At 57.4% G+C, this 22,438-nt stretch carries 27 protein-coding genes and 2 tRNA genes; 4 read left to right on the top strand and 25 right to left on the bottom strand.

Annotated elements, in window-relative coordinates:
* Nucleotides 1-38: 38 nt before the first annotated feature.
* Together cofC and ACLQMU_RS09380 are read right to left on the bottom strand one after the other, a co-directional pair.
* Entirely contained in the window at nucleotides 39-683 is a 645-nt protein-coding gene (gene cofC, locus ACLQMU_RS09385; protein WP_422150498.1) for a 2-phospho-L-lactate guanylyltransferase, read from the bottom strand.
* A 99-nt stretch (nucleotides 684-782) separates the two neighbouring features.
* Nucleotides 783-1,835 (bottom strand): sensor histidine kinase, encoded by a 1,053-nt coding sequence (locus ACLQMU_RS09380; protein WP_422150497.1) that lies wholly within the window; start codon nucleotides 1,833-1,835, stop codon nucleotides 783-785.
* A gap of 142 nt (nucleotides 1,836-1,977) precedes the next feature.
* Here ACLQMU_RS09380 and cofG point away from each other — a divergent pair, with 142 nt between their 5' ends.
* The 4 genes from cofG to ACLQMU_RS09360 all read left to right on the top strand — a co-directional run bounded on the left by cofG (nucleotide 1,978) and on the right by ACLQMU_RS09360 (nucleotide 4,654).
* Nucleotides 1,978-2,967, top strand: coding sequence for a 7,8-didemethyl-8-hydroxy-5-deazariboflavin synthase CofG (cofG, locus tag ACLQMU_RS09375; RefSeq protein WP_422150496.1), 990 nt, complete (start codon nucleotides 1,978-1,980; stop codon nucleotides 2,965-2,967).
* Nucleotides 2,964-3,734 (top strand): phosphoribosylaminoimidazolesuccinocarboxamide synthase, encoded by a 771-nt coding sequence (gene purC / locus ACLQMU_RS09370; protein ID WP_422150495.1) that lies wholly within the window; start codon nucleotides 2,964-2,966, stop codon nucleotides 3,732-3,734. Before cofG ends, purC begins: the two co-directional genes overlap by 4 nt.
* A gap of 93 nt (nucleotides 3,735-3,827) precedes the next feature.
* Nucleotides 3,828-4,112 carry a ferredoxin-thioredoxin reductase catalytic domain-containing protein gene (locus ACLQMU_RS09365; RefSeq protein WP_422150494.1) on the top strand — a complete coding sequence of 95 codons (285 nt, stop codon included), beginning with the start codon at nucleotides 3,828-3,830 and terminating at the stop codon, nucleotides 4,110-4,112.
* A 32-nt stretch (nucleotides 4,113-4,144) separates the two neighbouring features.
* Nucleotides 4,145-4,654 carry a DNA-deoxyinosine glycosylase gene (locus ACLQMU_RS09360; RefSeq protein WP_422150493.1) on the top strand — a complete coding sequence of 170 codons (510 nt, stop codon included), beginning with the start codon at nucleotides 4,145-4,147 and terminating at the stop codon, nucleotides 4,652-4,654.
* Between the two features lie 22 nt (nucleotides 4,655-4,676).
* Here the strand turns inward: ACLQMU_RS09360 and ACLQMU_RS09355 are convergent, their stop codons facing one another.
* The 23 genes from ACLQMU_RS09355 to ACLQMU_RS09245 form a co-directional block, all read right to left on the bottom strand.
* Entirely contained in the window at nucleotides 4,677-6,332 is a 1,656-nt protein-coding gene (locus tag ACLQMU_RS09355) for an ABC1 kinase family protein (RefSeq protein WP_422150492.1), read from the bottom strand.
* Nucleotides 6,333-6,453: 121 nt separating this feature from the next.
* The gene (locus ACLQMU_RS09350; RefSeq protein WP_422150491.1) at nucleotides 6,454-7,710 is read right to left on the bottom strand and encodes a DNA methyltransferase; all 1,257 of its coding nucleotides are present in this window, start codon (nucleotides 7,708-7,710) and stop codon (nucleotides 6,454-6,456) included.
* Nucleotides 7,711-8,143: 433 nt separating this feature from the next.
* Nucleotides 8,144-8,680 (bottom strand): GNAT family N-acetyltransferase, encoded by a 537-nt coding sequence (locus ACLQMU_RS09345; RefSeq protein WP_422150490.1) that lies wholly within the window; start codon nucleotides 8,678-8,680, stop codon nucleotides 8,144-8,146.
* 177 nt (nucleotides 8,681-8,857) lie between these two features.
* On the bottom strand, nucleotides 8,858-10,549 hold the full coding sequence (locus ACLQMU_RS09340) for a glutamate--tRNA ligase (RefSeq protein ID WP_424039989.1): 1,692 nt from the start codon (nucleotides 10,547-10,549) through the stop codon (nucleotides 8,858-8,860).
* Between the two features lies 1 nt (nucleotide 10,550).
* A complete protein-coding gene (locus tag ACLQMU_RS09335; protein ID WP_424039987.1) occupies nucleotides 10,551-11,516 on the bottom strand; it encodes a polyprenyl synthetase family protein in 966 nt (321 codons plus the stop codon).
* A gap of 13 nt (nucleotides 11,517-11,529) precedes the next feature.
* Nucleotides 11,530-12,867, bottom strand: a complete 1,338-nt coding sequence (locus ACLQMU_RS09330; RefSeq protein WP_422150487.1) for an RNase J family beta-CASP ribonuclease — start codon at nucleotides 12,865-12,867, stop codon at nucleotides 11,530-11,532.
* Between the two features lie 93 nt (nucleotides 12,868-12,960).
* On the bottom strand, nucleotides 12,961-14,040 hold the full coding sequence (fni, locus tag ACLQMU_RS09325; protein ID WP_424040399.1) for a type 2 isopentenyl-diphosphate Delta-isomerase: 1,080 nt from the start codon (nucleotides 14,038-14,040) through the stop codon (nucleotides 12,961-12,963).
* 5 nt (nucleotides 14,041-14,045) lie between these two features.
* A complete protein-coding gene (locus ACLQMU_RS09320) occupies nucleotides 14,046-14,801 on the bottom strand; it encodes an isopentenyl phosphate kinase (RefSeq protein WP_422150485.1) in 756 nt (251 codons plus the stop codon).
* Nucleotides 14,794-15,663, bottom strand: a complete 870-nt coding sequence (mvk, locus tag ACLQMU_RS09315; protein ID WP_422150484.1) for a mevalonate kinase — start codon at nucleotides 15,661-15,663, stop codon at nucleotides 14,794-14,796. Before mvk ends, ACLQMU_RS09320 begins: the two co-directional genes overlap by 8 nt.
* Nucleotide 15,664: 1 nt before the next feature.
* On the bottom strand, nucleotides 15,665-16,453 hold the full coding sequence (gene amrB / locus ACLQMU_RS09310; protein WP_422150483.1) for an AmmeMemoRadiSam system protein B: 789 nt from the start codon (nucleotides 16,451-16,453) through the stop codon (nucleotides 15,665-15,667).
* Nucleotides 16,454-16,521: 68 nt separating this feature from the next.
* Entirely contained in the window at nucleotides 16,522-17,133 is a 612-nt protein-coding gene (gene rpsB / locus ACLQMU_RS09305; RefSeq protein WP_422150482.1) for a 30S ribosomal protein S2, read from the bottom strand.
* Nucleotides 17,130-18,317, bottom strand: a complete 1,188-nt coding sequence (gene eno, locus ACLQMU_RS09300) for a phosphopyruvate hydratase (RefSeq protein WP_422150481.1) — start codon at nucleotides 18,315-18,317, stop codon at nucleotides 17,130-17,132. The genes rpsB and eno overlap by 4 nt, the downstream gene beginning before the upstream one ends.
* Before the next feature lie 12 nt (nucleotides 18,318-18,329).
* The gene (locus tag ACLQMU_RS09295) at nucleotides 18,330-18,503 is read right to left on the bottom strand and encodes a DNA-directed RNA polymerase subunit K (RefSeq protein WP_422150480.1); all 174 of its coding nucleotides are present in this window, start codon (nucleotides 18,501-18,503) and stop codon (nucleotides 18,330-18,332) included.
* Between the two features lie 41 nt (nucleotides 18,504-18,544).
* Nucleotides 18,545-18,619: transfer RNA gene (locus ACLQMU_RS09290), tRNA-Pro, on the bottom strand.
* A 9-nt stretch (nucleotides 18,620-18,628) separates the two neighbouring features.
* Nucleotides 18,629-18,817: a DNA-directed RNA polymerase subunit N gene (locus ACLQMU_RS09285; protein WP_422150479.1), complete on the bottom strand. Its 189-nt coding sequence runs from the start codon at nucleotides 18,815-18,817 to the stop codon at nucleotides 18,629-18,631.
* A gap of 30 nt (nucleotides 18,818-18,847) precedes the next feature.
* Nucleotides 18,848-19,249, bottom strand: a complete 402-nt coding sequence (locus tag ACLQMU_RS09280) for a 30S ribosomal protein S9 (RefSeq protein WP_422150478.1) — start codon at nucleotides 19,247-19,249, stop codon at nucleotides 18,848-18,850.
* 10 nt (nucleotides 19,250-19,259) lie between these two features.
* The gene (locus tag ACLQMU_RS09275; RefSeq protein WP_422150477.1) at nucleotides 19,260-19,688 is read right to left on the bottom strand and encodes a 50S ribosomal protein L13; all 429 of its coding nucleotides are present in this window, start codon (nucleotides 19,686-19,688) and stop codon (nucleotides 19,260-19,262) included.
* A gap of 7 nt (nucleotides 19,689-19,695) precedes the next feature.
* Complete coding sequence (locus tag ACLQMU_RS09270; protein WP_443673673.1) at nucleotides 19,696-20,061, bottom strand: 50S ribosomal protein L18e; 366 nt, start codon at nucleotides 20,059-20,061, stop codon at nucleotides 19,696-19,698.
* On the bottom strand, nucleotides 20,058-20,888 hold the full coding sequence (locus ACLQMU_RS09265) for a DNA-directed RNA polymerase subunit D (RefSeq protein ID WP_422149872.1): 831 nt from the start codon (nucleotides 20,886-20,888) through the stop codon (nucleotides 20,058-20,060). The genes ACLQMU_RS09270 and ACLQMU_RS09265 overlap by 4 nt, the downstream gene beginning before the upstream one ends.
* A complete protein-coding gene (locus tag ACLQMU_RS09260) occupies nucleotides 20,888-21,286 on the bottom strand; it encodes a 30S ribosomal protein S11 (protein ID WP_422149871.1) in 399 nt (132 codons plus the stop codon). Before ACLQMU_RS09260 ends, ACLQMU_RS09265 begins: the two co-directional genes overlap by 1 nt.
* Before the next feature lies 1 nt (nucleotide 21,287).
* A complete protein-coding gene (locus tag ACLQMU_RS09255; protein WP_422149870.1) occupies nucleotides 21,288-21,851 on the bottom strand; it encodes a 30S ribosomal protein S4 in 564 nt (187 codons plus the stop codon).
* A gap of 3 nt (nucleotides 21,852-21,854) precedes the next feature.
* Entirely contained in the window at nucleotides 21,855-22,316 is a 462-nt protein-coding gene (locus ACLQMU_RS09250) for a 30S ribosomal protein S13 (protein ID WP_422149869.1), read from the bottom strand.
* A 35-nt stretch (nucleotides 22,317-22,351) separates the two neighbouring features.
* A tRNA-Ser gene (locus ACLQMU_RS09245) sits at nucleotides 22,352-22,436 on the bottom strand.
* Between the last annotated feature and the right edge of the window lie 2 nt (nucleotides 22,437-22,438).

Raw genomic sequence — 22,438 nt, 5'->3', positions numbered from 1 at the left:
GTATAAAAACTGCCGGGCGCACCCTCAATACAAAAGAATCACATCTGCGGAGATGATACGTTCTTCCGTTCCACCCCGACCCGCCCGTTCTCTGCCGAGAGCGCAAACCCGAGTCCTTCGAGATACCTCCTGCTTTTGCCCGTCCCGTGGGTCAGGAGTTCCACCAGGTCGTCTTTCTCATCAATGTCTGTATGGAGCACGAACGAGTCGATCACTTCACAGGAGAGCCCGGCTTCCTGCGCGATCCGCAGGTGCTTTGAAAAACTCATCCCGTAATAATCGACATGGAATTTTGCCGGTTCCTTCATGAAGATCGCGTTCGTCCCCCCGCCCCTGCCGGGCACGATTGCCATGTCGCTTGCAGTTGAGATGACCCGCTTTATTGCAGGGCCGGTGGCCAACGGGAGGTCGGCCATGAGGATCAGAATAGACCCGATCGACTGGGGGAGCAGCTCGTTTAAGGTACCACTCAGATCCTTGTCAGCGACGGTGATCTGGACGTCCTCGCTGTCAAAGAGCTCGGTCGCGACGATCACCGGGCTGCAGTTTGCATCCCTCGCAGCCGCTATCACATCCTCGAGCATCGCACGGGCAAACGCCTCCCGTTCCTCCGGTGAAAGTATCCCGGCGAGCCGGCTCTTGGGGGCCGCAGGCTTAAAAGGAATCAGTGCATGGGGACACATATGATACGCTCATACGCAGGACAATTTTAAAAAAGATACTGATATCTCCTTCATGAGGGGACATATCCGGTTCCTGATGCATGCACCGGGACCGGAGGGTCAGTGATCTGCGCCCTTCCCAGAACCCTCTTTCCTGAATCCCTCGCCGGGGATGTGGATCTCGAACCGTGCACCCCTGCCCGGCTCCCCGGTTTCGGCAATCGTCATACCAGTGAGAAGAAGGATCTCCCGTGTTAGAAAGAGACCCCAGCCGGTATATTTGCCAAACCCCCGCTCGAAGATCCGTTCCTTGTCTGCAGCAGGGATGCCGGTGCCATTGTCTTCGACAACAAGCACCGCACCGTTCTCTCCCTCATGAACGGATATGCGGATTGTGGTGGTATGGTGACCGTGACGGACTGCGTTGTCCAGCATCTGGGCCACGGCCTTTTCAAGGATGGGATCTGCAAACACGGCAGCGTTCCCACAGGAATCGGCAATCGTGACGCCTTTTAAGGAAACAAGGTCTTCGGCACGCCGGATCACGGAAGCCACCGACTGCCAGCGGGGAGGTTCGGTGCCGAGATTCTGGTAGTCTTTGGCAAACTGGAACTGCCGGCGGATTTTATCCAGGGCAAACTGTATCTTTTCGATATACGATTTCATCTGTGGATCTTTGGCAACCATCCCCAGCAGCTCGGTATAACCGCTGACTGCCGTAAGCTGGTTGAGCACATCGTGGCGGGTGACACTCCCTACGAGATTGAGTTTCCTGTCGAGGAACGCCACCTCATCCTGTGCCCGCCGCATTGCAGAAACCTTCTCAATCAGCTGATCAAGTACCGGGTACCATGCATCTGCAGGTCCTGCCATGACCAGATATTCTGCGCGGTTTGCCACCGCCATGCCAAACACCTCTGGATCGAATGCCGCTGCAAGGATAATCACCGGAAGATCGATCTTTTTTTCCCGCAGGTTCTTCAAAAACAGAAGGCCGTCCTGCCCCTCTTCGTGAACGGCGATCACTGCACCGGGTGCTGCATTCAGGTTCCGGCTGAAGGTTACCTCTGGTGATGCGGAGGTAATCACACGGTAGGCTCCGGCACCGGTAAGATAGTTCCCGAGCGCGGCGCGGCGGTCTGTTTTAGCATCGATAACAATGAGCGGGATCATACCGTATCACTGGAGATTTTTTGTCTCCACCTACCATTCTATGTCCTCCGGATCCTATAAATGCCATTCAGTGGTACTGCACGCTCGCTGCCTGCACTATCCGCCGCCAGAGTTTAACATGTACAAAAAGGAACCGTACGTTATGCAGCCACGGGTGATAACCTTCTCGAAAAACGTCTTTTTGCCGCTCACCAGCGTCTGCCGGAACCGGTGCGGGTACTGTTCTTTCCGCACCCCGGTGCAGGACGGGTGTATTATGCTGCCTGACGAAGTGGAGGCCCTCCTTGTGCGCGGGAAAGAGTCCGGGTGCACCGAGGCGCTCTTTACCTTTGGGGAACACCCGGAGGAGGAGCCCGGGTTCTCTGCATATCTTGAAAAAACCGGTTATGATGCCATTCTCGACTACTGCGAGGCGATGTGCAGGCTCGCCATACGGTACGGCATCCTCCCGCATACGAATGCCGGCATCCTCACATATGACGAGATGAATCGGCTCCGCACCGTAAATGCGAGCATGGGGCTGATGCTCGAAACCACCGCTCGGATACCGGCACACAACGGATCGAAAGGAAAGTCACCCGAGGTGCGCCTTGCGATGATGGATGATGCAGGAAAACTCAAAATCCCGTTCACCACCGGCCTACTCCTCGGCATCGGTGAGACGGTGGCCGACCGGGAGGAGTCGCTGGTGGCGATCCGGGATATCCACCGGAAGTACGGGCATATCCAGGAGATTATTCTCCAGAACTTCTGCCCCAAGGACAACACCCCCATGGCCGCTTTCCGGGTACCCCAAACCCGGGAGATCTGCGAGACGATCCGCATGGCACGCCGTATCCTGCCGGCAGAGATCGCTATCCAGGTAGCTCCCAACCTCATCGACGCATCGCAGCTCATCGGGTGCGGGGTCGACGATCTGGGAGGTATTTCCCCGGTCACCGTCGATTATGTGAACCCGGAACATCCTTGGCCGGCACTTGAAGACCTCAAAAAGATCGTGGGTGGCGCGACGCTCAGCGAACGCCTCTGCATCTACCCCAGGTTCATCCGCATGGGCTGGTACGACCCCGGCCTGCAACCCCTAATAAACCGGCTCGATCAACGTATTAGAACAGGGAGCACGCAACCGTGAAGCAGAAGAAACTCCTGTATACCGGCAAGGCCAAATCGGTCTACCACACCGATGTGAAGGGAACACTGATCGTCGAATTCCGTGATGATATCACCGCGTTTGACGGCGGCAAAAAAGACACGCTCATGAACAAGGGCGGTTACAATGCCGGCGTTTCCGCATTTTTCTTTTCCTGCCTGGAAGAAAACGGCGTAAAAACGCATTTTCTGGAGATGCTCGACGAGAAGAGGATGGTCGTCCGCGAACTTTCCATGATCCCGCTTGAAGTGATTGTAAGAAACTTCGCGGCAGGCTCGATCGTCCGGAACTATCCGTTTAAAGAGGGGAGCCCCTTAAAACCCCCGGTGATCGTGATCGATTACAAGGATGATTCCCGTCACGACCCGATGCTCAACGATGATCTTATCATTGCGCTCAGGCTTGTGACACCTCCGGAACTGAAGAGAATAAAAACAATCGCGCTCAGGGTTAATGCACTTCTCTCAGGCCTGCTCGCAAAAGAGGGGATCACGCTCGTGGACTTCAAACTGGAGTTTGGCAGGCAGGGAAAAACGATCTATCTCGGCGACGAGATCAGCATGGATTCGATGCGCCTCTGGGATAAAAAGACCGGTGAATCCCTCGACAAGGATGTGTACCGGTTCAACAAAGGCGATGTGATGGCCACCTACCAAGTGGTAGCGGCACGGATCACAAAAAAGCAAAAGTCCGGCGCTGCAAAAAAAGCGGTGGCAGCCCCGAAGAATAGCAAAAAGAGGGCTCGGTAACGGCCAGCCGGGCATACCGGTTTTTCATCACCGGACACAAAACATAAGGTGTCAGAGAAAAATACTCGTAACACCGAGGTTTGGCGGATTTTTATGACACAGGACTCCCGGCAGGATGAAGCTGATATGCTCAAATGGGCGCAGGGGATCGCCCGCAAGAACGGATGGGTGCTAAATCCCGATGAAGACCACCTGCGTACCGTGATCCGCGGGCTTGTCCGGAACAAGGAAAAGTTCGGGAGACCCTACTGCCCGTGCCGGCTGCGGAGCGGTGACGAGGAGCGCGACCGGGCCATCGAATGCCCGTGCATCTACCACAAGGATGAGATCGCGCATGACGGGCACTGCCACTGCCTGCTCTATTATAAAAAGCCGTAACGGAAAATACCCTTTTGCCCATCACATCCTGTATGACCGCGCCGGCACGCAATCGTGGGGAAAAACTACCCGGTCTTGCGCCGGTTGCCGGCAGGGACCCGGAGATCCTCATTCTCGGCAGCTACCCAAGCCGCCAGTCGCTTGCAAAGAGCGAATATTACGGTAATCCGCAGAACCAATTCTGGAGGATTGTGGAGATACTGATGGGGATAGACCGCTCCCTGCCATATACCGTCCGTAGTTCCCTGCTCATGGAGCACCGGATCGCCCTCTGGGACGTTCTTTTTTCCTGCGCCCGGAATGGGAGCGCAGACACCGCGATCAGGAACCCGATCCATAACGATATCAGGGGGTTTCTTGTCGGGCACCCGACCATCCGGTGCATTGTGCTCAACGGAAACACCGCCGGCCGCTACTATGCCCGGATGAACATCAGCCTTCCCAGTACAGTCCTGCCATCGACAAGCCCTGCGTATGCCCGCATGACCATCGCGGAAAAAGTGCAACGGTGGACATGCATTCGCACACGGCGCATCTGCTAAAAGTGATTTTTTTCGCCGGGCCTTACCGTTCAAGCCGCAGTTTCAGGAAGATAACGTGATAAATCGCATAGAACCCGCAGAGCACCGCAGCGGTGTACCCGAGCACGGCCACCCACATGACCTCCTTTGGCATGCTGATGGGCGATGCCTGCAGCACCAGCGACGAGCCGACCACGAGCGCGGCAACCACGAGGCCGATCATGATCTTGTCGCTTGCCCGGTCAAGGGCCATCTGGAGTTTCTTTAGATCGGTGTCGACCACTTCAAGCCTGACCGTCCCGGTCGAGAGGCGTTTGAGCATCAGGTTTACGTTGCGCGGCAGGTCAAATGCCGCATCGACTGCCTCAAGGAGCGAATTCGATGCCCGCTTCATATAGCCGGCCGAAAGCACGTTGGAATCGGCTAGCTTGCGCAGGTAGGGAGTGATTTCTCCCCCGAAACTGAACTTCGGGTCAAGCCTCACAGCTACGTCAAAGACCATCACGAGCGTCTTTAACAGAAGCATCAGGCTCATGGGCACTTTGAGGTTGTACCGCCTCATCACCTCCGTGAGCTCGTTTATCATGAGGCCGAAATTGAACTGAACGATCTGGTCGCCTCCGCCGAAATCATGCAGCATGATATAGAGGTCGTCCCTGAGCGCCTCGCGATTCTCCTCAGCGACAAAGATACCAAAACCTTCAAGCGCCTTGATGATCATGTCGACATCGTCGGTAGTCATCGCAAAGAGCAGGTTGACAAAGAGCTGCTTCTTCTCTGGCCGCAATACTCCTACAATACCGAAGTCTAGGAAGACCAGTTCCCCCATCTCCGAAATAAGAAGGTTACCGGGATGAGGGTCGCCGTGGTAAAATCCGTCTTCAAAGATCATTTTCAGGTACGCATTGAATCCCCGGACCGCAATCTCGTGTGTGTCAGATCCCTGCGCAGTGATCGCCTCGACATTGTCAATCCTTACCCCCCTGACATATTCCATGACAAGCAGCCGGGAGGAGGAATAGTCCCAGTAAATCTTCGGGAAATGGATACCGGGAACGTCCCGGAAGTTGCGAGCCATCCTCTCCGCGTTCCGTCCGTCGCGGGTGAAATCCAGTTCTTTTCGGATCTGGGTTGCGAAATCCTGCACGAGGCCGGTCGGATTGTACATCCGGCTCTCCGGGAATACACCCTCTATCCTCTCTGCCATGGATTGGAGGATGGCAAGATCGTTCTCAATGAGTTCCGGGATCCCGGGGCGCTGGACTTTGAGGGCAACAACGGTTCCGTCTTTGAGCACAGCGCGGTGAACCTGTCCGATCGATGCTGATGCAACCGGGGATTCGTCGATCTCACAGAACCAGTCCTTTAGTTCCGGGCAGGTCTGCCGGATCACGCCAATAACTTCGGAGAACGGCAGCGGTTTTGCGTGATCCTGGAGTTTTTTCAGCTCCGTAATCAGCTCCGGGGGGAAGATCTCCGTTCTCGTGCTCATAATCTGCCCGAACTTCACAAACGTAGGCCCAAGTTCTTCGAGCGCAAGCCGCATCCGCTCGTACACAGTGGACTTTTCCGGCGCATGTTCTGTTCCCGGAAGACGGAACCGGGTCCTGCCCGGAAAGGCTTTCTCGAGAGCAATGCCAAAACCGTACTTCCATAAAATATCGATGATCTGCGCATACCGCCGGATACGGGTGACCATGGATACAGTTTGGCACTTGGGATACTTAACACTGGCTTTTTTTGCTCAAAGTCTGACGGCTGTACAGGAAACCGTAGCGTCAAACCAAGGAATACGGCGGAAAAATACGAAAATCGGGAGCTTATGATCCTCTGGCCTTGGAAAAGACCACGATCCTGTTCGTGTTGGTACCGCGCTCGTTGTTCCCTATCCCCCAGATATTGGAAGTTTTCGAAAATGCCTGCTGGTTGATGAGAATCCCCTCACAGGTAAAACCGGCAGCAAGGCCGGGGGGCAGAACGTGTTCTTCAAGCCGGACGGTCTTTTTCCGTACCTCGCCCACTTCGAAGGCTACATAGCCTCCGGGGGCAGTAACCCGGAACAGTTCACGGAAGACTTCCCTCATCACCGCCTCCCAGTCGCCGACTGTCCGTGCCATCGTGATAGTATTGCCGATGGCGTCCTCGTCAAGGCCGCAGAACCAGCACCGGAGCCAGTTGTCCTCCCGGTACTGGACGATATCGAGAAACGGCGGTGACGTGACGGTGAGCCGTACCGTACCTGATCCAATCCCTGGTGTCGCCCGGGCATCGCAGGTAAAAAAGCGGGCACCCGCACCGGCACGGTTCAGGTTCTTCAGGTCAGCAGGTGTCAGGCCGGCAATCAGGCTTTTTGTTTTGCGCATGATGAGCCTGTGGATATCCCGGTATTCCGGAACCTGACCGCGTTTGCGGTTGATCCGTTCCTGGCTTTTCTGCGATACCGCCTGGTTCGGGGGGAGGGTGTATACCGAGAAAAATCCGCTTGAATGTCCGGTCAGCCGGTTAGTCGCCACCATCCCGATCCAGAGATCAACGGCATCGGCAATACCGTCACCTCTCCGTTCCAGGAGATATTGCCGCAGGGCAACGATCTCGCGCTCGGTTTCGGGATGATAGAACATGGAGAGATCGCGATCTGCCCGGTCGCCTTCGCGGGGGATGACTGCAAGCCGGGCAGCCACCTCTTCTGACGAGGGGGGGAATAACCGTGGTTCCGTGAGGAAACGGGAAAGCGGGTTTGCATCGTTTGCAATCACCTGGCGGCTGCAAAGCCCGGCCTCGATCGCGGTGGTTCCCCGTCCGCCAAACGGGTCATACACGATATCACCTTCCTGCGTCAGCAGGTCAATAAAAAACCGGGGCAGCTGCGGCTTGAAGCATGCGCGGTAGGAGATCTCATGGAGCGATGAGGCCTGGCGCTGGCGGGACGTCCAGAACTCCCCGGTGTAATGCCGGACAGGATGCGGGCCGGACGTTTCTTCCACCCGTGCTGACAGTCCAGACGGGCCGCGAAATCCTGTAAGGTAGTCGTGGAATAGAGAACTTTTTTTCCGGGACAACCCTGTCGTTTCGATCACTTCCGCAGAATATCAGTATGCAGGATAATCGTATATCTCCTGTGTTCCGGCGGGGAGACAAAAACGGGAAAATGAAAACCTTTCTCGTCCTGCCCTTCGCAAGACCAGAGATCGTCATCAAAATAATGCTCGGGAACACCCCTGGCCGGCAGCCTGCGGATGTAATCACCGGTTCCGGCGATAATCTCTGCAAGATGGTAGGCATCCGGTGGTCCACAGCCCATTTTTCGATCTCGGTTATACCGGGAAATTCATGAGGGTGTTTCCAAACGGGAAAATATTGGGTATTGAAGAAGAACTCTGTCAGATACACGAAACAACAGCCTGAAAAGTACATATTCAAGGACGGGTGAAAACTGCCCTGATGCAGTCACGGAATATTCCGGATAAACAAGTTGTCCCTTTCGGTAGAGCATGCAGGTAAAAAGAAAATTCAGCCGGCGTGTGCCCCTTCCGCGTCAAACGCCGGGGGATACCGGACTGTGCCATGGACGCCATCGAACGCCCCGGGAACAAGGGGGCATGCCATGAACACCTCATTCTGGCAGGGAAACGGCGCTTTGATCCCCAGTGCCGGGGCAGTGGTGAACCCGAACCTGGGGTAATAAGACGGGTGCCCGACCACAATTACAATCCGGTGCCCAAGATCCCGGCATGCCCGGAGCCCTTCTTCAATAAGGCCGGATCCAACACCCTGGCACTGGTATTCGAAGGATACGGAAAGCGGTGCCAGGGCAACGGCAGGGACGCGGGCATGATCCGATTCAATCGATACCGGGACAAAAAGAATATGCCCGATAATTTTGTCTTCATGCACCGCAACAAGCGAAAGTCCGGGGATGTAATCCCCATCATTCCGGAGTGCGCGAACCAGCCGGGCTTCACCGTCCTGGCCGAATGCCTGGACATTGACGTTAAATATTGCAGGGATATCAGCAGGAAGTTCAGGCCGGATAAAAAAAGAGTCCATCCTGTATTATAGGACGCCCCAGTAAAAGAAGAAGAGGATTGGGAACCTGGCCAGAATTTCTTCAAGGGAGAATGCCTGCACTTTCTCAGGAATTACCGGGTTTTTACTCCTGCAGGGTTCTGGTGACTATCCCGAACCAAGGTGCCGTTCTTTCCCGTATTTCCCTAAAAAAACAAGTTATGTGTGCGTGAAATACGCACGAACGCCGGCTTCGGTGACAGTATCGATCCGGACAAACCCGATCCGCTCGAACTGCACGACATTTCCCAGCTCTTTTGTGACAGCAGGCTCGCACACCCCCTTCATCTCGCCCTCCATCGTAAGGAGCGTGCAGGGCACGGTCTGCTGTGCAGGCAGCCACTGGATGATGTGCGCTTTTGTGGCACGGGCGTCAGAAAGCGAGTCCCCGCCGTAAGAGAACGACACCTTCTCGCCGTCCCTGACGATATTCACGTTGAAGAGGTCCTTGAGCCGGACCATTGCTGCACCCGGCACGAGCTCTGATGCGGGCAGCACAACCGTTCCTTCGAACGGGAGCACCCGGTTTCCCTTCGATGAGTCACCGGGATGGAGCATCGCATGCGCTATCCGGTGCGGGGCTCCTTCCACCGGAGCGGTAACCGGATCAGGCACAAAGAAATAACGGTTCGCTGCCGGGTCGACAATCTTCTTGTTCTCCGCGTAGAGGTTGTCCCATGAGAATGAGATGTCGGTCTCACCGATACCAATCGCAAGCATCGCGTTTTTGACGGCCTCGGGACTGATCCCCCTGCGGGCAAGTGCCCGGAGCGTCCCGAGCCGGATGTCATCCCAGCCGGAATACTTCCCCTCGTTTATCCCCATGCGCATCTGGGAAGTGGAGAGCACCACGCCTTCAATACCCATCCGGCCGTAGTGACGGTACACCGGCACCGTCCATCTGAAGTGGTCGTAGATATAGCGCTGGCGCCGGGTGTTGGCGATATGGTCCTTGCCCCGGATCACGTGCGTCACCCCGAGCAGATGATCGTCGGCCACCACCGAGAAGTTCATGAGGGGGTAGACCCTCGCATCGATTCTCGGGTGGGCCGGTTTATCGAGGATCCGGAAGATAGGAAAGTCCCGCATCGCGGGATCCGGGTGCAGGAGATCGGTCTTGACCCGTACCGAGGCCTCACCCTCCTTAAACCCGCCGTCAAGCATTTTTTCCCAGAGAAAAATCGCAGTCTCCACCGGCTGGTCGCGGCAGGGGCAGGCCTTCTTCGCATCCTTGAGCGCCTTGAAGTGCTCGTTCTCGCACGTGCAGACATAGGCCCCGCCGCGCCCGATAAGCTGCCCGCAGAGATCGTAGTAGATCGGGAGGCGGTCGCTCTGGGTGATGGTTTCGGTGATCCCAAGGCCCAGCCATTCAATATCCTCTTTTACCATCTCATAGGCTTCCGGGTCGACCCGCTTTGGATCCGTGTCCTCGATCCGGAGGATGTACCGTCCGCCATACTGCTTCACGTAGGCATCGTTGAGCGCCGCTGCCCGCGCATGCCCGATGTGAAGAGGACCGGATGGGTTGGGTGCAAACCGCATGACCACGCCGTGCTCCGCCCCTTCAAGATCGGGCAGCACTTTTTTGTGCTCGTGCTTCTCGTGGAGCGCCGCAAACATCTCAGGGGAAAGGGACTGGAGCTTTGCCACCCTCTCATCGGGAGAAAGCGCAGCCACATCGGCAATCGCGTCCTTTGCAAGGCCGGACACCTCCTTTGCCTGCTTGCGCAGCTCGGGGTGTGCCCCCATCACCATCCCGATAACCGCACCGCTCTGTGGCACGCCCCCGTGCTTTACCGCATTCTGGAGTGCGCATAAAAAGAGGGCGGACCTGATGTCGTCCCCTGCCATCCTAGAAGCTCCGTGTCACAAAAAATTCGCCGACATCCATGAGGAGCTGGTGCTCCTTTGTGGCCGGGAGCACGGCAAGCAGCCGGTTGCTGTCTGCCACAAACCCAAGAGCCTTGTTCTTCACCTCATCGATAACGCCCGCATCGGTGAGTTCCGTAATTGCCGCCCTGATGTCAGCAGGAGAAAGCTCGCGCCGGTACTTCAGGAGATCGACACCCTTTTTTCGCGCGAGGATCATAATCAGGGTCTGTTTTCCTTCCCGGAGATCCGAACCCTGATCCTTGCCGCTCTTCTCGGCCGGTGTCAGAAGATCGATGAGATCGTCTTGGATCTGGAACGCAATGCCGGTATTGAGCCCGAACTGGTAGAGAGCCTTCACCTGCTGCTCGTTCCCGCCTGCAAGGGTACCGCCGATTGCTGCCGCTGCCGCGTAGAGCACGCCGGTTTTTTTCTCGACCATCTTCATGTATTCGTCTTCGGTCACATCGGTCCGGTGCTCAAAGGACATGTCCATGTGCTGGCCTTCGCAGATGTCGGCGCAGGCCCGGGCAAGCAGGGCCACTGCGCGAACCTTGGCACCTTCGCCGGCCTTTGCCTGGCTGATAAACTCAAATGCCCGGGCGTACAGGACATCCCCGGCAAGGATGCCGGTTGGCATGTCCCATTTTGTATGGACTGTCGGAACCCCCCGGCGCAGCGAATCCCCGTCCATGATATCATCATGGATAAGAGTGAACGTGTGGGTCAGTTCGAGCGCGAGTGCGGCCGGCATAATATCAGCGGAACTCCCGTGCTTTATCGCGTCTGCAGAGAGCATGACGACTGCAGGGCGGAGCCGTTTCCCGCCTGCATTGAGCAGATGAGCGGACGCCTTGTTAAGTTCCCCGGGGGCATGGGTGAAATACCGCTCAATCATGCCGTCGATCTGCTGTGCAACCGATTTCAGGTACGGTGAAAGTTCCGACATCGTAATTCCCCGTTTAGTTCAGTTTGAGCCGCTGGCCGTTCCGCATGACATGAACATCATTGCCCAGCGTGTACCCGAGATCGCTACTAAACTCCGCGTAGGAAGCGGTCATTTTGACATTCCCGTGAGCCGGGATGATATGCTGCGGGTTTAAGAGGCTGACGAACTCGTAGTGATCCTCGCGGTACGCGTGCCCGCTCACATGGAGATCCTGGAAGAGCCGGGCGCCCGCCATTTTCAGGTGCGCCTCGACCATGTACCGCTGCCCGAAGTTCATCGGATTGGGGATCACGTTCGCGGAGAAGAGTACCTTATCGCCCTTTACAATCTGGTAAGGAGTGTCGCCAAGGGCAATCCGGGTCAGGATGGAACCCGGTTCACCCTGGTGACCGGTGATGATGGGGAGGAACTTCTCTTTTCCCGCCTTCATCATCCGGCGCAGGGTCCGGTCGACTGTCCGCCGGTTCCCGAAGACACTGGTGTCCTGCGGGAACGAGACCATTTTCATCTGCTCGGCGGTAACCGAGTACTTCTCCATCGAGCGGCCCAGAAGGACCGGCTTTCTCCCGATCTCGTGCGCACACTCCGCGATGGTCTTGACCCGGGCGATATGGGAGGAGAAGGTCGAGACCATAATGGAGCTCTTGTCATCCTCGTAACTGGTGATGGTGTCCCGGACAAGGTCCCGGGCGATCCGCTCACTCGGGCACCGGCCGGGCCGGTCAATATAAGTGCTCTCTACAATAAGCGCGAGAACACCTTCCTTTCCGATCTGGCGGAACCGGGCGAAATCCGGGGGTTCGCCAATGACCGGGGTCCGGTCGAGCTTGAAGTCGCAGGCGTAGACAATCGCACCGTGCGGGGTATGGAGCACCGGTGTCACGGTATCGATGATCGAATGCTGGGTCCGGACAAACTCGAGCACGAGATGCTGCGAGATCGTGTACCGCTGCCCGGGCCGGAGCGCGAAGAGCTTGTTGTTGACCCCGAATTTCTGTTCGCCCGAGATCTGCTGCCGGATCAGTTCCGTTGCGTAGGGAGCGGCAATGATCGGTGCGTTGTACCGGTGCGCCAGCTTCGGGATCGCTCCGATGTGATCGAGGTGCCCGTGGGAGCAGACAATCGCTTTTACGGTCCCTTCGACCGAGTTCATCATAGTGTCGTCTGGTATCGCCCCGATCTTGATCAGATCCAGGGAGTGCATATTCTCGAGCTCCGCATCCTCGTGGATCATGACCTGATCAAGACGGAGCCCCATGTCAAAAATGACAATCTCTTTTCCGCAGCGGACGGCGGTCATATTCCGCCCGACCTCGTCGTAACCGCCCACTGCAATAATTTCTATATCCATGTTTTTTCTCCTTTTTGTGGTGTCGTGCAGGTATTTTTTTTCAAAAACCTGCCGCTTTTTTGCATTTTTTAGTCTGTCAGGGTGTGTCCTGCATCACGCAGGATTCCCGTCATCCATAATCCGGCGGGTCTTCCCCGTAATATAGAGCCGGGCCCTGCGCATATCGCGCACCCGTGCTGCGCCGCAGAGGAACATCGACCCCACCAGTTCGCGGTGAACCATCTCGATCCTGCTGGCGAGGGCTTCATCGCTCTCCAGTGCCGGCTTCAACAGGGGAAGTGCCATGCCACAGAGATCTGCCCCGAGGGCAAGGCACTTTGCGAGATCAATGCCGTTCCTGATACCCCCTGATGCGATCACCGGGCTTCCGGTACCTGCCACCTCGGCAAGGCTCACGACCGTGGGGATCCCCCAGCCGGCAAAATCCTCGCCAAGGGATTTCAGACGCTTATCCCGTGCGTTCCCGCTCTCTCCAGCCCGGACGCTCTCGACCGCTGCCCACGAGGTGCCGCCCCAGCCTCCGATATCGATGGCCCCGGCGCCTGCACCCCAGCACTGGCGGGCAACCTCCCTTGAGATCCCGCACCCGGTTTCTTTTACGATCACCGGGGTTTTTATCTCCGCACAGAGCGCAGCGATTGCAGCAAGACAGCCGGTCGCGTTGTGATCGCCCTCCGGCTGGATGGCCTCCTGCAGGAAATTGAGGTGGATCGCGATCGCGTCCGCCCCGATCATCTCCACGGCCTGTTCGGCCCATGCCGTCCCATGTTCGCGGAGCTGGACGGCACCGAGGTTTGCGACCAGAAATGCATGGGGTGCCTCGTCACGGACAACAGAAAACGTATCCGCAAGCACCGGGTTTTCGAGGGCTGCCCTCTGTGAACCCACCCCCATGCCAAGACCGAAGCGCTCGGCGATCCGGGCAAGGCGGGCATTGGCCACCTTTGTCCCCGGGTGACCACCAGTCATTGCCGAGATAAAGAGAGGGGATGAGAGCGTATGGCCGAGAAACCGGGTGGACAGATCGATCATGCGCATATCGCATTCCGGCAGTGCACGGTGGACCAGCCTGACATCCCCTAACCCCGTGTCGCCGGATTCGACATCCTTCTCTGCGCAGATACGCAGGTGGTCGAGCTTGCGCGACGACGTGAACCGTTTCTTATCGGCCATTTCCCTTACTCTCCCTTCACTTTTGTCCCGCCATGGTCGTTTCCGGCAAGGAAATCGCCAAGCCGCGAGACATGAAAGATATCTGCCCCGGTGCCTGCCATGGCAAGCCCGAGCAGTTCGTCAATTTTCCCATTCATTCCACCGGTAACATCGGTGTGTGACGAGTTGCCGATCTGGAGGGTATGCGCTGTCTCCGGATTGATCTCCGGTACGACGCGTCCCCCATCCAGCACTCCCGGTACATCGGTGGCGAGTCCCACGCGGGTGCATTTCAGTGCAACCGCAAGATACCGTACGAGCTGGTCGCCCGATACGATGCAGGCTCCGCGTGAAAGATCCATCACCACGTCCCCGTGGATCACAGGAACCATCCCGAGCGCGAGCATCTGTTCGAGATGCCTGCTTTCGAATGCGACCAGCCTTCCATTTGCCGCGACCCCTTCGTGGAGCGGGTGGATACCCAGTGCCGGCACACCGGCTTCCCGCAGGGTGCTGACGACAGCCTCGTTTAAGGCACTGACAGCACGGTGGGTAACGTAGATCCCGTCCGTCTGCCCGGCTGCCGCACCTTTGTCGAGGTGGTACCGTCGTGCTTCAGGATGCCCGCAGGAACCGGCGCCATGGACAACGACGATCTGAGCCGCATGTGCACCGGCAATCGCCGCCGCAATGCCGGCGAGCGCAGCGCGGCTAACGGTGCAGTCAGCGCCCTTTTCCGTGATCACGCTGCCTCCCAGCTTGAGAATAATGCGGTCAGACATTCTTCTCCTTCCGTACTCCCTCGGTATCGATACCGGTCACAATCGCCCGTGCGTCGCAGGACTGGATCGCCTGAGCGACCCGGTGCCGGAGCGGCTTTGTGCAGAGAGCCACCATGCAGCCCCCGCCACCGGCCCCGGTAATCTTGGCGCCGAACGCCCCGGCCGAACGGGCAGCTAGCACAAGACGTGAGAGCTGCGGGTGCCCGACACCAAGCGCATCCAGCAGTGCATGGTTTATGTTCATGTACCTGCCCAGTTCCCTGGGATTGCTCAGGTGATGGATTGCCGCAAGGCTTACCCCTTCGATCGCATCCAGGATCGGATCAACGATCTCCGGGTTCTGTTTTTTAAGATCCGCCACCTGCTCGACCATCCTCGATGTGCTGTGCGAAACAAGCGAGTCGCCTATCACCAGATACATATTCTGGGGTGCCAGGCGCCTGCGTGATCCCCCGGAGATAAGCACGATTCCCCCGTACGTGGACACGGTAGTGTCCGTGGGGCTCGCCCGCCCTTTCTGCACCGTTTTTTCGATCTCAAATGCCATGTTTGCGATATCTTCCCGGCTTTTGCCGACACTAAATTCGTCGTTTATCGCCGACAGCGTCGCGACCGTTACCGCTGCAGACGACCCGAGGCCCGAGGAACTGGGGATCTGCGAGTTGATATACACGCTCCCGATTACACCCATTGCGTCAAAACACCCGTCAATATAGGGGGATTTTGCCCGCTGGGGGCGCCGTGACTTTCTCACGGTCACAAAGACCCGGGGCTTGATTGCCATGGCAATGCCGGGCTTTCCGTATACCACTGCATGCTCGCCGAACAGAAATACCTTGCCCGGCGCACTCCACGTTGCCAACCTACATCACCGCAATGGCTGCGTACCCCACGACTTCGTCCCGGTCTCCGGTCACATCGCCGCTTGTCCCGTACCGGATCAGCTTTCCTGCCCGGGCACCCATGCACAGGCATGCGGATACCATGACACTGATCGGGCCGTACCCGCATGCCGTCACGCGCTTCTCCCGGATCCGCCGGTAGAATTCCTTCACGTCGAGCCTTGTGAGCGCTTCGATCGCGTAGAGATCGCCGTCCTTTGCCTGTGCCTCGGGCACATAGTGCGAGAAATCGCTGGACGCAACGATCCGGATATCCCGTTTCGTCAATCGCTGCGCAGCAACAATCTTTTCTACAACAGCTGCAGCATGAGCGGGATCCTGCTCCCCCATCATGACAGGAACTACCTGCGAACGCGGGAACCGGTACTTGATAAACGGCATCTGCACCTCGATCGAATGCTCTTCCTCATGGGATGGTTCATCGATTCCGATATCCAGCGCCCCGATAAACTCCGTGTCGGTATCGACGATCCCAAGGGGGGTCTCCCAGGGAATCGAGGAAGCGCTGGTTAGATACCCGTGATGGGAGGGGCCGATCACAACAAACGTGCCGGAAAAGTCGGGAGGAATGGTGGAAAACGCATGGGCGGCAATCTGCCCGGAGTAGATGTACCCGGCATGCGGGCTGACGATCCCAAGGGAGTTCCCACCCGGGCCGGTTCTGGAAAAAAAGCCTTCCAGAAGCTGCCCGAGATGGGAGGGATCCTTCGGATAGAACATGCCTGCAACTGCGCATGAACGCGTCTTCATCGGATCAACCCTCTGGTCGTTCTGTTATATGTAACGATCGATCCCAAAAGGGATCGAAGGAGATCGCATCAGATCTCGGTTTCGAAATCTTCCTGGGAAAGAGCCGTCGAGATCCCACGCAGGCGCAGCATCTCGCGGGTGAGGAGGAAGTAGATCATCGAGAGCGCTTTCCTGCCCTTGTTATTCGTAGGGATCACGAGATCGACGAACTTGGTCATGTTGTTGGTATCGCAGAGCGCGACCACCGGGATACCGCACTGGACGGCCTCGTTGATGACCTGTGCGTCGCCGATCGGGTCGGTCACGACGATGACCTTGGGCTCGATATAGCCGTCAAGTACGGGGTTTGTTAAGAGGCCCGGGATGAACCGGCCGGTCGCGGACATCGCGCCGATGGTGTCGGCGAACTTCTTTGCCGGGTACTGGCCGTACTGCCTGGAGGTGACGACGAGGATATCGGGTGCCTCGTACTGGTTTAAGAATTTCGCCACGGTCTTGATCCGGGCATCGGTCTCGCGGATATCGAGGATATACAGTCCATCGCCGCGGACGCGGTAGATGAACTTTTTCATGTCCTCGCTTTTCTGCTGGGTACCGATGTGGACACCGGCTGCCAGGTACTCCTCGACGGGGATGAGCGGTTCCTTTAATTCTATTTCCATCTCGTTTACTGGGGTCATAGTTGTTCCTCTATGCGAATGAGTTCGTTTAATTTGGCGATGCGTTCGCCGCCCACCACTCCACATTTTAAGAATACGCAGGAGAATGCGGTGGCGAGGTGTGCAATGGTGGTATCCGTGGTCTCGCCGGACCGGTGACTCATCACCGTGTCCAGCCCATGGGTATGAGCGAGGCGGACTGCCTCGAAGGTGTCGGTCAGTGTCCCGACCTGGTTTGGCTTGATGAGGACGCAGTTCGCCGAGCCTCTTTCAATGCCTTTCTCGATGCGGTCGACCTGGGTAACAAAGATGTCGTCCCCGCAGAGCAGGCACCGGTCGCCGATCTGGCGGTTGAGCTCGGCAAAACCGTCAAAGTCGTCTTCGTGGAGAGGATCCTCGACATAGACAAGGTTGTATTTGTCGACAAGCCCGGCGATATACGCGATCTGGTCCTCGGTCGAGCGGACGCGGTCGCGGTACTTGTACCCCTCGCCTGTCCACATCTGGCTCGACGCAACGTCGATACCCATATCGACCGGGACATTCATCTCGTCGTTTACCCGGGAGGTTGCCTCGGCAATGAGCTCAAATGCGAGGGCATCGTCAATCTGCGGTGCCCATGCACCCTCATCACCCTTGCCGGCGGCAATTCCCCGTTTCTTTAAGAGATCCTTGACGTTCCTGTGGACGGCGGCATTGGCAAAAACCGCCTCTTCTGCATCCGCCGCACCGCCCGGGATCACCAGGAATTCCTGGATCTCGGTCGCGTTTGCCGCGTGCGCACCGCCGCCGATCACGTTACCGAGCGGGAGCGGCATCTCGTTGACAAATGCTCCGCCAAGGTAACGGAAAAGCGGAAGACCCAGCGCCGTGGCCGCGGCCTTTGCATTTGCAAGGGAGAGGGCGACGGCCACATTTGCACCAATACCGGAGAAGTTTTCCGTTCCGTCGATATCGCGGAGCTGCGCGTCAAAACACTCCTGGTCGGATGCGTCCATCCCGACCAGCGCCGGGATCAGGTTCTGGACGGCGTTGTCAATTGCCTCCCTGGGGAGCAGGACTTTTGCTTCTGCAGCACCGGTGCTTGCACCGCTCGGGGCTGCAGCCCGGCCAAAACCGCCGGTCGTAAAGATCTCGGCCTCGACCGTCGGGTTTCCCCGGCTGTCAAGGATCATCCGCAGCTCGATTGCCTCAATGATCGTCATGCACCGTTCCTCTCATCGTCTCTTTACAGTAATGGGGATAACGTTCTCGTTGAATTCCTCGATGGCGATCTCCAAAGGATCGATCCGCGAAGTAGTGACTAGTAACGGAGCACCCATTGATATCTGCAGAGCCCTTGCTCCTATAATCCTCGCCCGTTCATACCGGGTGTAAACCTGCGTCTGCATTCCTGTCCTCGAAAATTGTTCCATTGTTTACTGTTTGGAAATGGGGTCGCTGAGATTTGAACTCAGGTCACTGCGTCCCGAACGCAATAGGATAGACCAGGCTACCCTACGACCCCTCGGTCATATCACTGGTACGGGTTGAGCTCATCAATGATCTCTTTGTGGGTCAAAAGCATACGCCGGCAGCAGTATCGGGTGATACCGAGATCGTCGAGGATCTTTTTGGGATCCTCGCCTTTCTCCCGCCGCGCCTTAAATTCTTCCCACGCGGTGGAAATGGTTTTTCCACAGGTGAAACATCGTACGGGTATCAAGATTTTCGACCTCTCATATATCTTTACAGTTTAACGATAAGACTTTTGGAACTTCTTGCGTGCGCCACGGCCGTGCGGTTTCTTGGTCTCTTTCTGCCGTGAGTCGTTTACAAGGAGTGTTCTGTCGTAGGCAAGGTAGACATCCTTGATAGCGGGATCGTTGGTCCACTCAAGGATACCCCGGGCGAGTGCTGTGCGCACCGCCTCGGCCTGTCCCATGACCCCGCCGCCTGATACGTCGATGGTCACGTCAATTTCGCTGGTCGCACTGGGAACGAGGAGGAGCGGCTCGGCGATCTTCATCCGGGTGGTCTCGGTGCCGTACTTCTCAAGGGGCACGGAGTTGACCCGGATCATGCCTTTCCCGGCCTTTATAGTCGCCCGGGCGATTGCTGTCTTGCGTTTTCCGCTGGTGTTTATGATCTTTGCCATGGTGACCACCTTAGAACTTGGCTCCGAGGGCCGTGCAGACCGCTGCGAGCGTGACAAACTGCGGGTTGTTGAGCCGGTCCATGTGGACTTCCTCAGGGACTTCCATCGTTGCACCTGCAAACTGCACCGGGACGCCGACGTAGCACCGGATACGCTTCATTGCGTCGACGCCACGGGGGCGCTTGTAGGGAAGCATGCCACGGATTGTCCGCTTCATGAGATGGTCCGGCCGGCGTGGGACGAACGGTCCCCAGCGGTCACCGGAGGCACCGCGGGCGCGCTTGTGGAAGTAGTTGCCAAGAACACGTGCACGGCTGCCGGAGATGATGGTCTGCTCGACATTCACGATTGCGATCTCTTCACCGGCGAGTGCGCGTTGGGCGGTAATGCTTGCAAGCCTGCCAAGGATGAGTCCGTCCCCGTTGATTACAGTAACCATGTTTTGTTCACCTCAGGATCCGGACACCGCTTCCCTTGGGGTTGTCCTTTAACAGCTGCTCAATCGTCATGCACTGCCCGTTCGCGTCCCTGATCTTGCTCGTTGCTGATTCCGAAAAATTCAGCGCTGCAACCTTCACGGACTGCTCCAGCACGCCGCTGCCCAGCACCTTTCCGGGCACGAGAATGATCTCGCCATTATGGGCGTAGCGGTTGATCTTGGACAGGTTAACCTCGGCGTAATTCCGGTTGGGGGTCTCCAGCCTGCCTGCAATTTCGCGCCAGATCTTTGCCTCATTTTCCCGTGACGTGTTCTTCAAGAGCAAAATGAGGTTGGTAAGACGGGGGTTCGTCTTCTCCACTTGTCGTGTCATTTCTTTTCCTCCCCTGAAATTTCGCTTGTCTGTCTCTCCAGCTCGTTTGCCTGCTCCTTTATGTAGGAAAGCGCCTGGACCATGATCTCTTTTGTCGGTAGCGACCCGTCTCCCTCGACCACAAAAATATACCGGTCGGGTGCGGCGGAAATTTTGATCGCGGGTTCTTCCCCGATACCGCTTGCCATGCAGGCCCGTTCACAGAGCTTGCACATGGAACAGTCGGGGAGCTTACCCTCGATAACCTCGATTTTCTTCCCTTTGGCGGCGAGGATTGTGCGGGGGCATTCGTCCACGCACATCCCGCACGCGTCACAGGTCGGGCTGATCGTGATGATCGGGTGGTTCTTGTACCCGCACACGAGAGTCGGCTGCCACTTTGCGTGCGCTTTGCCCTTGTTGAGGACTGCACGCGCTTCGATGACCAGTTTTTGTCCCTTCGTGAGCTTTACGATAGGTACATTGTCGTCGACAGGCGCAGCCTTGGGGTCCTGCGGGATGAGGTCACTTGAGGTGACCAGCCGGGGACCCTCAACGCTGAGCGTATAGGTGACGGTGCAGGAAGGGCAACCTGCCCCTCCGCACGCACAGGATTCCTGAGTCGAATAACTGGAAAGATCGGTCCTGATAGGTATAAGCCCGAGGCGGTGCGCCAGCATTTCGTCGAAGAGTGCGCTCGTGTTATCGTAGATGCGCACGTCGTCAATGGCAAGAGTCGGCACCTCGCCGATCATTGCCCGCCTGAATGCGTTTGCAAAGCCGGGCTTCGCTCCTGAGAGCGTGAATCGTGCAAGGTTGTCGTCCAGACTCGCGAATTCGATCTCCATCACACTCTCCTTCCCCGTCTGCCACCCTTGGGACGGCATGAGTCGTGCGGGACAGGCGTGACATCTTCGATTCGCCCGATGCGCATGCCTGCCCGGGCGAGCGCACGGATTGCTGCCTGCGCACCAGGCCCGGGGCTGCGCTGTTTACCTTGGCCGGGTGCACGTACCTTCACATGGACGCCGACAATGCCTTTCTCGCGGGCGATGGCGGCAACGTTCGATGCCATCTGCATGGCCGCGTACGGGGAGCTCTCGTTCCTGTCCTGCTTGACGACCATGCCGCCGCTGCTCTTGGTGACGGTCTCAGCACCGGAGAGATCGGTGACGGTGATGATCGTGTTGTTAAAGGAGGCAAAGATGTGCGCGATACCCCATTTTTCCTTGTCATTTGCCGCCATCTTAATTCGCTCCTGAGCCTGCACCGGCAGGCTTGGTGATCCGGGTCCGTTCTGCGTGAGCGGCGTCCACGAACGGGGACTTGCCGTAGTAAGAGATACCGGTCTCTTCCGCACGGGTTACGAGGTATCCCGGGATGGTGACGCGCCGGCCGGCGATTGCGACATGGCCGTGGGTGACGAGCTGGCGTGCCTGCTTAGGCGAGCGGGCGAGCCCCCTCCGGTAGACAATGGTCTGGAGCCGGCGCTCGAGGTGGGCCGGGGTCTTGAGTGCGAGCACGTTGTCGATGTCCGCATCAGGTCCGAGGAGCCCTGCGCGCTGCATGTGACTGATGAGCTCGGTCTTCTTCGCTTCGAAGACTGCCTGATCTTTGCTGCCGGACATGAGTGCAAGCAGGTCACGGGCGGCCTTGCGGTATTTTCTCAGGTGGCTTTGCGCTTTCCAGACCTCGCGCTTGTTGCGCAACCCGTATTCGATGACAAGCCGTGTCTCTTCCTCAATCCGGGTCTTCTCAAAAGGCCTTTTCGGGGTCTGGTAGGACTTGTGGTTTTTCCCTGGGTATCCCATGGCTTACTGGCCTCCTTCCTTGGTCTTCTTCACGCCGACAGTCATGCCGGTCCTGCCGGTCGACTTGGTGCGCTGCCCGCGGACTTTCTGGCCGGTCTCATGCCGGATGCCCTTGTAGCAGCGGATCTTCCGCATCATGTTGATGTCTTCATCGCGAGCAAGCGCGACGTCGCCACCAATGAGGTGCTTGGTCTCGCCGGTGTAGAGGTCCTTGGGCCGGTTTGCCATCCACTGCGGGATACTCCCGGCATATTTCTCAACAGCAGCGCGAATCCGGTTCACCGACTCCTCGTCCATGAGGCCGAGCTTTGCGTACTCGTCAACCCCGGCCATACGGGAGATGACCGTGGAGGTATGCCTGCCGACACCCTTGATGCCGGTCAGTGCTACCCGCACCGATTTCGTGCCATCCAGATCGGTCGTGCCGATCCGTACAAAGTATCTTATTTCTTCTTCCTGAGCCATCCAATCCCCTCGATTTTGAGATTGTCTCTTTGAAGCGCTGAGGGAGGGATTTGAACCCTCGAGTCCCAAGGGGACACAGGTTTAGCAAACCTGCGCCATACCAGGCTTGGCTACCTCAACAG

It is taken from the genome of Methanoregula sp. (genome assembly GCF_052325125.1).
Taxonomy (GTDB): Archaea; Halobacteriota; Methanomicrobia; order Methanomicrobiales; family Methanospirillaceae; genus Methanoregula.
This window is presented reverse-complemented; position numbering and strand designations above follow the sequence as displayed.

Bases quoted from the DNA above. Each gene is read 5' to 3' on its own strand.
- ACLQMU_RS09250 (WP_422149869.1), bottom strand. From the start codon at position 22,316: ATGGCTCAGGAAGAAGAAATAAGATACTTTGTACGGATCGGCACGACC.
- ACLQMU_RS09295 (WP_422150480.1), bottom strand. From the start codon at position 18,503: ATGCAGACGCAGGTTTACACCCGGTATGAACGGGCGAGGATTATAGGA.
- cofC (WP_422150498.1), bottom strand. From the start codon at position 683: ATGTGTCCCCATGCACTGATTCCTTTTAAGCCTGCGGCCCCCAAGAGC.
- ACLQMU_RS09255 (WP_422149870.1), bottom strand. From the start codon at position 21,851: ATGGGATACCCAGGGAAAAACCACAAGTCCTACCAGACCCCGAAAAGG.
- fni (WP_424040399.1), bottom strand. From the start codon at position 14,040: ATGGCCGATAAGAAACGGTTCACGTCGTCGCGCAAGCTCGACCACCTG.
- ACLQMU_RS09275 (WP_422150477.1), bottom strand. From the start codon at position 19,688: ATGGTTACTGTAATCAACGGGGACGGACTCATCCTTGGCAGGCTTGCA.
- eno (WP_422150481.1), bottom strand. From the start codon at position 18,317: ATGACGATCATTGAGGCAATCGAGCTGCGGATGATCCTTGACAGCCGG.
- ACLQMU_RS09360 (WP_422150493.1), top strand. From the start codon at position 4,145: ATGACCGCGCCGGCACGCAATCGTGGGGAAAAACTACCCGGTCTTGCG.
- rpsB (WP_422150482.1), bottom strand. From the start codon at position 17,133: ATGACCCCAGTAAACGAGATGGAAATAGAATTAAAGGAACCGCTCATC.
- ACLQMU_RS09355 (WP_422150492.1), bottom strand. From the start codon at position 6,332: ATGGTCACCCGTATCCGGCGGTATGCGCAGATCATCGATATTTTATGG.
- ACLQMU_RS09335 (WP_424039987.1), bottom strand. From the start codon at position 11,516: ATGTCGGAACTTTCACCGTACCTGAAATCGGTTGCACAGCAGATCGAC.
- cofG (WP_422150496.1), top strand. From the start codon at position 1,978: ATGCAGCCACGGGTGATAACCTTCTCGAAAAACGTCTTTTTGCCGCTC.
- ACLQMU_RS09265 (WP_422149872.1), bottom strand. From the start codon at position 20,888: ATGGAGATCGAATTCGCGAGTCTGGACGACAACCTTGCACGATTCACG.
- ACLQMU_RS09260 (WP_422149871.1), bottom strand. From the start codon at position 21,286: ATGGCGGCAAATGACAAGGAAAAATGGGGTATCGCGCACATCTTTGCC.
- ACLQMU_RS09365 (WP_422150494.1), top strand. From the start codon at position 3,828: ATGACACAGGACTCCCGGCAGGATGAAGCTGATATGCTCAAATGGGCG.
- ACLQMU_RS09320 (WP_422150485.1), bottom strand. From the start codon at position 14,801: ATGTCTGACCGCATTATTCTCAAGCTGGGAGGCAGCGTGATCACGGAA.
- amrB (WP_422150483.1), bottom strand. From the start codon at position 16,453: ATGAAGACGCGTTCATGCGCAGTTGCAGGCATGTTCTATCCGAAGGAT.
- ACLQMU_RS09270 (WP_443673673.1), bottom strand. From the start codon at position 20,061: ATGACACGACAAGTGGAGAAGACGAACCCCCGTCTTACCAACCTCATT.
- ACLQMU_RS09345 (WP_422150490.1), bottom strand. From the start codon at position 8,680: ATGGACTCTTTTTTTATCCGGCCTGAACTTCCTGCTGATATCCCTGCA.
- ACLQMU_RS09380 (WP_422150497.1), bottom strand. From the start codon at position 1,835: ATGATCCCGCTCATTGTTATCGATGCTAAAACAGACCGCCGCGCCGCG.
- ACLQMU_RS09340 (WP_424039989.1), bottom strand. From the start codon at position 10,549: ATGGCAGGGGACGACATCAGGTCCGCCCTCTTTTTATGCGCACTCCAG.
- ACLQMU_RS09330 (WP_422150487.1), bottom strand. From the start codon at position 12,867: ATGGATATAGAAATTATTGCAGTGGGCGGTTACGACGAGGTCGGGCGG.
- ACLQMU_RS09280 (WP_422150478.1), bottom strand. From the start codon at position 19,249: ATGGCAAAGATCATAAACACCAGCGGAAAACGCAAGACAGCAATCGCC.